Source organism: Bacillus sp. C30, assembly GCF_040838255.1.
GTDB lineage: Bacteria > Bacillota > Bacilli > Bacillales > Bacillaceae_G > Bacillus_A > Bacillus_A mycoides.
The window spans coordinates 1-3202 of the sequence record NZ_JBFPJH010000354.1 but is presented as its reverse complement, the minus strand read 5'-3'; the positions used below and the strand labels follow the sequence as shown (position 1 = coordinate 3202).

Below are 3202 nucleotides of genomic sequence, written 5' to 3'. Positions count from 1 at the left end.
CATGAATTCCCGAGTATAAATAAAAATAAAACATATGGATTTCAATTATATGTGACAAATAATGATGCAGTAAGTATCGCTAAACTGTATAAGGATAATATTGCTCGAAAAGGTGAATTTAAAACATTACAAGAAAAGGCAAGAAAAAATAAAGAAATCGAAAAACTTTACGGGGCAGCTCATTTTTACTTTTGGAATCAAAATGGTTTATCAGAAAGTAACGTGAATTGGCCGAAGCTAAGAGAGCAAATAAATAGCCCGGTGTTTAGTCATATAAAAGGGCTTATTCAAAAGAATAGTTCGGAGCCTGGAGAACTGAGTGTGTTTGAGCAAGTAAGTAAACAAGATTTCATTGATAAGTACCAAAAAAATGTTATTTTACGCTATACAAACGAAGTATTATCTATGAAAGGAATTGTATAAAGAGGATATTTTCCCGAAAGTTAATCAGGAAGCTAGTGTGTTATTAAAGAAAGGTGTAGATCACTTATCGAAGACAGAGCTGTATAGCTTAAATAAACATTTATTAAAGTCAGTACTCGGTGATGCAGTTGAAGAAGTAAGTAAATGGGGTAAGGCAGATGGAACGGATATAATAAAAGAAATGAAAAAAGTAGGGATAGACAAAGCGTGGATTGGTCTACCGAACTGGGAACAAGGATTTATGCAGCCTAATTTCGTTACAGAAGCTAAGGAAATGGGATATTTAGTTGGTCCGTATGATTCTTACCATTCTATTCACGAAAAAGGTGATAAAAATTGGAACACAGCTTCCTTTAATGATCCATCGTTATATGAAGAAGCCACTGTAACGAAGAAAAATGGTGAGAAAGTGCAAGGGTTTTTAGGGAGAGGCCGAAAATTAAATCCGACATTATCACTTCCTAGTGTAAAAGAACGAATGAACGATATATTACAAAATGGCCCTAAATATAATTCATGGTTTATTGATTGTGACGCGACGGGCGAAATTTATGATGATTATTCAACAAAACATTTAACGACACAAGAACAAGATTTACAAGCAAGGTTGCAACGAATGGATTATATTGCGCAAGAAAAGGGTATGGTAGTTGGCTCAGAAGGCGGAAATGACTTTGCAAGTAGCACGATTGCATTTGCTCACGGCATTGAAACGCCTGTTATTAAATGGGACGATGAAGATATGAGGAAAAATAAAACAAGTCCGTATTATGTGGGCGGATATTGGTCACCGAATCAAAATGTTCCAGAAAAATATGCAAAACAAGTACCGTTAAAAGAAGAATATAAACAAGTATATTTAAATCCAGTATATTCGGTACCGTTATATAAATTAGTATACAATGATTCTGTAATTACAACGCACCACTGGGAATGGGGAAGTTTGAAAGTAAAAGATGAGGTAGGAAACCGAATGTTATATGAGTTATTGTATAATGTGCCTCCGTTGTACCATTTAGATGAAGTAGAGTGGAATAAGCATAAACAAGAAATTACGCAGCATCTGAAAGTTTGGAATGAAGTTCATGAAAAGGCAGTAAAAGAAGAAATGACGAACTTTGCATATTTGTCAGAAGATAAATTAGTCCAATCTGCTTCATATGGAAAAGATATTAAAATTATTGTGAATTTCTCTAATGATGATGTGGAAATAGAAAAAACGAAAATAAAAGCAAAATCGGCTTTAATTTATAATAATGGGAAGCAAATGATATACACACCAAATGAGAAATAATAAAGTGAAATTTTAATCAGTGGGGGATTTATCCCTCACTGATTATTAGTCATCACCAATCAAAATTTCACGGCCCAAACTTGACTCTTTTATTCCTGATAAATTATGAGATGAAAGTCTTACTACCTGCAAATAACAGAATGATAAATCTGTAAATTTGAACGTTTTGAAGTGTTAAATTTTTGAAGTTGATAAATAGTGACTTGCCAAAAATAAGCACGAGAGTATAATGTGAAATGGAATACATATTGGATTCATGATGTAACCTTACAAAAATGTAAGGTGATTGAAAGGAAATTCAATATGAAGATTACTAGACATACATTATACTAGGAAAAGAGAAAGAGAGGAGAATGAACATGAGCTCTGAATTAGAACAAGATACGAGAAGCAGTAAAAAACGTTCTAAAAGAAAATCAATAAAATGGTTCATTTTAATTCCATTTTTCCTACTTGTTTTTGGAGGAGTAGGATATGGATCGTTTATATATAACAAAGCAAAAGCTGTTGTAAGTGATGCATATGCACAAATTGATAAGTCATCAAAAAGGGACAAAGAAGTGGAACCTTTAAAGGATAATATTTCGATTTTAATCATGGGTGTCGATGGAAGCGAAATGAGAAAAAGCCAATATGGTGAAGCGGTTCGAACAGATGCACTTTTATTAGCGACAATTAATAAAGATGATAAATCCGTTAAATTAGTAAGCATTCCTCGTGATTCACGTGTTTATATTCCATCTAGAAAGAAATTAGATAAAATTACACACGCACACGTATTTGGTGGTGTTGAAAGTACAAGAGATACAGTGGAAAGATTTTTAAATGTACCAGTTGATTATTATGTGAAGTTTAACTTTGAGTCATTTGTACAAATTGTAGATTCAATTGGTGGTATTGATATTGATGTACCTGTTACTTTCACAGAACAAGATAGTAAAGACCAAGCAGGTATGATCCATTTAGAAAAAGGTTACCAACATTTAAATGGTGAACAAGCCCTTGCACTTGCTAGAACGCGTAAAATTGACAGTGACGCAATGCGTGGTCAAAGGCAACAACTTGTAATTGAAGCAATTGCGAAAAAAGCTATGTCTGTTCAATCAATTAGCAAAATGGGCTCTTTACTTGATGCAGTTGATAAAAATATGAAAACAAACTTAACGTTTGATGATATGCTTGCTATTACGAAAAATATGGCAGGATCAGATTTGCAAATGGAAAAGATGCAAATAGAAGGAACGGATAAACGTATTGGTGGTATTTATTATTACATTCCAAACGAAAAAAATGTGAAAGATATTTCGACTAAGTTAAATGAGCATTTAGGTGTTACACCAAAACCAACTCGAAATGAATAAGTATAAAAAAAGGTTGGCCTCAGCCAATCTTTTTTTATGGAAATGGAGTGCTTCATTTATTTTTAGTAGAAGGGCTACTAGTTTTTTCACGTCTACAGTTAAATCATTTTAATTTATATAAACA

1 protein-coding gene and 1 pseudogene are annotated in these 3202 nt (G+C 33.0%); both read left to right on the top strand.

What is annotated here, in order from left to right:
• Nucleotides 1–1717 (top strand): annotated as a pseudogene (locus AB3X49_RS20075) (glycoside hydrolase); the annotation flags it as partial.
• Between the two features lie 359 nt (nt 1718–2076).
• Entirely contained in the window at nt 2077–3078 is a 1002-nt protein-coding gene (locus tag AB3X49_RS20070) for an LCP family protein (protein ID WP_002126935.1), read from the top strand.
• Nucleotides 3079–3202: the final 124 nt, after the last annotated feature.

What these genes read in the sequence shown, in the direction of transcription:
- AB3X49_RS20070 (WP_002126935.1), top strand. Translation starts at nt 2,077, where the DNA reads ATGAGCTCTGAATTAGAACAAGATACGAGAAGCAGTAAAAAACGTTCT.